This is a genomic window from Mycobacterium sp. E3305 (genome assembly GCF_001666785.1).
GTDB lineage: Bacteria > Actinomycetota > Actinomycetes > Mycobacteriales > Mycobacteriaceae > Mycobacterium.
In genome coordinates this window covers 1-4,985 of sequence record NZ_LZJA01000247.1, presented here as the reverse complement: position 1 = coordinate 4,985, position 4,985 = coordinate 1, and the positions used below count along the sequence as shown (strand labels likewise).

The following is a 4,985-nucleotide window of genomic DNA, read 5'->3' as shown; positions in this document are numbered from 1 at the left end:
GGCGCGCACCACCAGCCACAGCGCCCCGAGCAGGCAGATCGTGCCCAGCAGGGAGAACTGCAGCATCGGGAAGGTCAGCACGGCGCCGTCGGCCGGCAGGTAGTGCGCCGCGCTGCCGGAGTTGCTCACCGGGCTGCGGATCGCCCGCAACAGGAACGGCAGCCAGGTGGTGCTGCCGATGGCGGCGGCGATGACGGCGATCACGCCCAGCCTGCGCAGCGGGTCGAGCGCCGCCCGCCACCCGCGGTGTCGCCAGCGCGAGCCGGCCAGCGCGAGGCCCATCAGCGCCATCGCGAACGCGGTGAAACCGAACAGCAGCGTGTACCAGGTGGCAGTGAACCCCAGGAAGAGTCCGGCGGCGATAATCGCGGCCCAGCCGCGGTGCGGCTCCGCCGGCGCCTCGAGCGTCACGCCAGCGTGGCCATGGGCATCCGGCGTCACGCTGGCGTGACGCTCGGGGGGATCCCACCGGCCGCCGGCGCGCAGGCCCGACCACGTCAGCACAAGCACCGGCGGCAGCAGCACGGTGATCATCGCCGCGTACGGTTCGGGCGAGCCGTAGGCCAGGGTCGCCGCCGCCGTCGCGGTGGTGACGATCAGCGCGTATTCGAACCGGACCATCCGCCACCACAGCACCAGTGCGACGGCGACCGCGATGGTGATCGAGGTGATGGCCCAGGGCTTGTAGACCTCCCAGGCCGGTGTCCCGCTCAGCGCCGCGGCCCGCCCGCCGATCCAGAACCAGCCGGGCGGGTAGAACGGCGGCAGCCCGATATAGGTCATGTCGCGCAGGGCGGGGCTGTCGGCGAGCCGGGTCAGGTACTCGGTGCGGAACTGCTGGTCGACGGAAATGCCGAACAGGTACAGCTTGGTGGCCCCCAACGGCATGCCCAGCGTCACGACGGTGAACGCGGAGACGAACGCCAGCCCGCCCAGCCGCGCCGGCCACCGCCACCGCCGCCACGCCCAGCCCGCGCCGACCAGGCCGGCCAGGCAGCCGACCTGGCCCACGGTGGTCAGCGCGTGCAGCTGATTCGATGACGGAAAGGCCGGCCACTGGACGCGAGAGATGGCGACCAGCGAGACCACGGCGACGATGACGGCCACCGCGGCCGCCAAAGCCATCTGGCCGAGGCTGGCCAGCGCGTTACGCATGATCAGATGGGCAGCTTGCGGAAGATGGGCCGGGGGATGTGTCGCAACACCATCATCACGTACCGGAATGCTCCTGGCGCCCAAACCAATTCCTTACCCTTTGCGGCCGAGGTCACCGCGAGGTTGGCGACGTACTCCTTGTCCACCGTCAGCGGGGCTTCCTTGACGTGCGCGCTCATCCGGGTGCGGACCTGGCCCGGGCGGATCACCAGGACGCGAACCCCGTACTCGCGCAGCGCTTCTCCGAGACCCAGATAGAAGCCATCCAGTCCGGCCTTAGTGGAGCCATAGACGAAGTTCGATCGTCGCACCCGCTCCCCGGCGGCCGAGCTCATCGCGATGATCTGGCCGAAGCCCTGCGCGCGCATCTTCTCGCCGAGCAGCACACCCACCGAAACCGCTGCGGTGTAGTTGATTTCGGCAGCCAGGACGGCCTTACGCTGGTCCTGCCACAGCTCCTCGGCGTCCCCGAGGATGCCGAACGCGACGATCGCCACGTCGACGTCGCCATGGGCGAACGCCGCCTCGATGGTCTTCGGATGGCTGTCGGGGTCGGTGGCCTCGAAGTCGATCAGCTCCACCGACCGCGCGCCCGCCGCCTTCATCTGGGCGACGGCGGCGTCGCGGCCAGGGTCATCGGGCATGGCGGCCAGCACGATACGGGCGTGCGCGTTCTGCAGATAGCGCTCGCAGATGGCGAGCCCGATCTCGGAGGTCCCGCCGAGCAACAGGATGGTCTGCGGGTTTCCCACAGCGTCCAGCACCATTTACAACAGCTCCAAACGTCGGGCCATGTCGGAGGCGAACACCCCGGCGGGGTCCACCTTGCGGCGCACCGCGATCCACTCGTCGATGCGCGGGTACATGGCGTGGAAGGTCTCGGCGCTCGCGCGGGAATCTTTGGCGGTGTACACCCGGCCGCCGAATTCCAATACCCGCCTGTCGAGTTCGTTGAGGAACTCGTTGATCCCCGGCTTGTTGGGGAAGTCCATCGCGACGTTCCACCCGGCCATCGGGAAACTCAGCGGCGCGCGGTTGCCCGGGCCGAAGAGTTTGAACACGTTCAGCGCCGAATAATGGCCGCGGGTCTGGATCCAGCGGATGATGGCCTTGAACTCGTCCATCGCGTCCGGCGGAACCAGGAACTGGTGCTGCGCGAAACCCATTGGGCCGTAAGCGTTATTCCAGCCGTTGACCAGGTCGAGCATGTGGTAGAACTGCGACAGGTTCATGATCTTGCCGGAGTAGGTTCCGCCCAAGCGGTAGTACACCTCGCCGATGGCCATGAAAGACAGCTTGTTCATCGCGCTGACCGGAAATATGTTCGGCACCGTCAACAGCTGGGGCGCATCGAATTTCAGCGGATTTTTGGCCAGCTTCTCGGGCAGTTGGTCCAGCTTGGCCAGGCTGCCGCGGCTGACCGCGGCCCGGCCGAGTTTGGGCGGTGGGCTGATCAAATCGAACCAGGCGCTGGAGTAGGTGTAGTTGGCCTCGCTGCCGTCGAGGTGAACGGCGACCGTCTCGTCGAGGTCCTTGGTGGCCACACCGTCGGCGATGAAATACGCCGTTTCGGTCGGCGTCATCTCGATGGTCGCGCGCAGCACGATCCCGGTCAGGCCGTTGCCGCCGACGGTGACCCAGAACAGTTCGGCGTCCTCACCGTCGGGGGTGATGGTGCGGACGGTGCCGTCGGCCATGAGCAGGTCCATCGAGCGCACGTGGTTGCCGAAGCTGCCCGCGCTGTGATGGTTCTTGCCGTGGATGTCGCAGGCGATCGCGCCGCCGACGGTGACCTGACGCGTGCCCGGCAGCACCGGCACCCACAGCCCGAACGGCAGCGCCGCCTTCATCAACTGGTCCAGGCTGACGCCGGCGTCGACGTCGACCAGCCGAGTGTCGGCGCTGATCGAGTGGATGCGGTTCAGCGGGGTCATGTCGATCACCAGGCCGCCGCCGTTTTGGGCGTTGTCGCCGTAGGACCGGCCCAGGCCGCGCGCGATGACGCCCCGTCCGTTCGGTCCGCCGGATTCGGCTACCCGGGCGACGGCCTTGGCGATCAGCTCGAGATCTCGGGTCGAGAGCACCTCGGCCACCGACGGCGCGGTGTGGCCAAAGCCCATCAGCCGGGTGGGGGTGGTTCCAACGTCGGTGCTCAACATCGTCAAAGAGGGTACCGCTTGCGCAACTGGCTCAGCGGATGCGGAAGATAACGGCTCGCTGCACGATGAAGTTGATGACCGTCGCGGTGCCCTGCGCGATCACGAACGCGACGGGTATGGCCCACCCGCGGTAGTGCATAAGCGCAAGGCACAGGTGGTTGAGCCCGACCTGGACGGCGAAGGTGACGGCGTAGAGGATCATGACCGCGACGAACCGGGCGGTGCTGGGGGCGGCTTGGAAAGTCCACCGGCGGTTGATCAGGTAGGCGGTGATGGTGCCGACGACGAAGCTGGTGGCCTTGGCCAGGTCGACCTGGACGCCCACCGCCTTGTACAGGGCCAGGTACAGGCCGAAGTCCACGATTCCCGCCAGGCCGCCGGTGACGACGAAACGCATCACCTGTGTCGTCAGGCTCAACTGTGGGCTGGGCGGGGCGGCATCGGGCGGCGGGGCAACCATCGGGGGGAGTCTATCCGGGCCGGCGGGCCGCGCCGGGGACGCTACGGGACGCTCTAGCGGGGCAGCTTGACCGCGATCAGCTCGACCTGATCCTCGCCCTGCGGCGTGGAGTAGGTCACCGTGTCGCCCGCCTTGTGTCCGGCTAACGCCTGGGCCAGGGGGCTGCGCGCGGTCAGGGTCTCACCTTCCCGGCCAACCGGCGTCTCTTCCACGATCGAGATCACCTGCATGGTGACCACTTCGCCGTCGGAGAAGCGCAGGGTCACCTCGGTGCCACCGGGCAGGGTCTCCGACGCGTCGGCCTCCGACGGGCCGGTGCGCAGCCGGCGGTCCAGCTCGTTGATCCGGTCGCTGAGGCCCACCAGCTCCTCGGCGCGCTGGATCGCCTCGGCGGCGTCGCCGTGATCGCCCACCATGCCGCGGTCGTTGCGGACCTCGACCTCGAGGCGGTCGCGCCGCTGCCGTAGCCGGTCGAGCTCCGCGGCCAGGCTCTCTTTTGCCGCGTCCGCCACTGATTGGGCTTTCTTAGCCACTTCCGTCGACCTTTCGCCTGCGGCCAGTTGGTTTCGCCGATTATTCATTCATACGCCGCAAATCCGCGCACACGCTTTTGTGAGAAAGCCCCGAGGCCGGCCGGACAGGGTCCGGAGGCGTCGCTTCGCCGGCTCGCACACCGGCGGGTTCGTTGCAGTGCGTCGTGGAGATTTCGTGGACGGCGGTCCACCCAGCGCTGGCTTGCCCAGGTGCGGCGGGGACCTCGGGAATCCGACCGCGCCGCGTGGCCCTCACGGCCAAGTAACCTTGCGGCACAGAGGATTTCAGTACGGCCGCCGCGTTCGGGTCCGATGCCTGGCCGTGCTTCGAATTGTCGTGCAAGTCAATTGGCTTCCAGTTTCCGTACCGAAGGAATCTTTTGGCGAGTTTTCTATGACCATCGTCCGAATCGGCGATAGGATTTTGTTCGCTACGGGGTTCACTGACTGAGGTGTTCGAAGAGGGCAGGCCATGGACTTTGGGTCGCTACCCCCCGAGGTCAACTCCGGGCTGATGTACACCGGTCCGGGATCGGGCCCGCTGCTGGCCGCGGCGGCAGCCTGGGACGCGGTAGCCGCAGAGCTGGAGTCGGCGACCGCGGGCTATTCCTCCGAACTGGCGGGCTTGACCGGGCTCTGGTTCGGGCCGTCGTCGATGGCGATGAATGCCGCGGCCGC

At 67.7% G+C, this 4,985-nt stretch carries 6 protein-coding genes; 1 reads left to right on the top strand and 5 read right to left on the bottom strand.

The features are described from left to right. From A5701_RS22725 to A5701_RS22705, 5 genes are all read right to left on the bottom strand, one after another. Positions 1-1,155, bottom strand: a 1,155-nt coding sequence (locus tag A5701_RS22725) for an arabinofuranosyltransferase (RefSeq protein WP_197505038.1), incomplete at its 3' end; no start/stop codon positions are given. A 2-nt stretch (positions 1,156-1,157) separates the two neighbouring features. Further along, a complete protein-coding gene (locus A5701_RS22720) occupies positions 1,158-1,922 on the bottom strand; it encodes a decaprenylphospho-beta-D-erythro-pentofuranosid-2-ulose 2-reductase (RefSeq protein WP_067759377.1) in 765 nt (254 codons plus the stop codon). Continuing rightward, entirely contained in the window at positions 1,923-3,314 is a 1,392-nt protein-coding gene (locus tag A5701_RS22715) for an FAD-binding oxidoreductase (RefSeq protein WP_067759374.1), read from the bottom strand. A 31-nt stretch (positions 3,315-3,345) separates the two neighbouring features. Continuing rightward, positions 3,346-3,711 carry a GtrA family protein gene (locus tag A5701_RS22710; protein WP_156670223.1) on the bottom strand — a complete coding sequence of 122 codons (366 nt, stop codon included), beginning with the start codon at positions 3,709-3,711 and terminating at the stop codon, positions 3,346-3,348. A 116-nt stretch (positions 3,712-3,827) separates the two neighbouring features. Further along, positions 3,828-4,307, bottom strand: a complete 480-nt coding sequence (locus A5701_RS22705; RefSeq protein ID WP_067759364.1) for a GreA/GreB family elongation factor — start codon at positions 4,305-4,307, stop codon at positions 3,828-3,830. 472 nt (positions 4,308-4,779) lie between these two features. Between A5701_RS22705 and A5701_RS22700 the strand changes: the two genes are divergently transcribed. Further along, positions 4,780-4,985 (top strand): PPE domain-containing protein (locus A5701_RS22700; protein ID WP_156670222.1); only part of this gene is annotated, 206 nt, incomplete at its 3' end.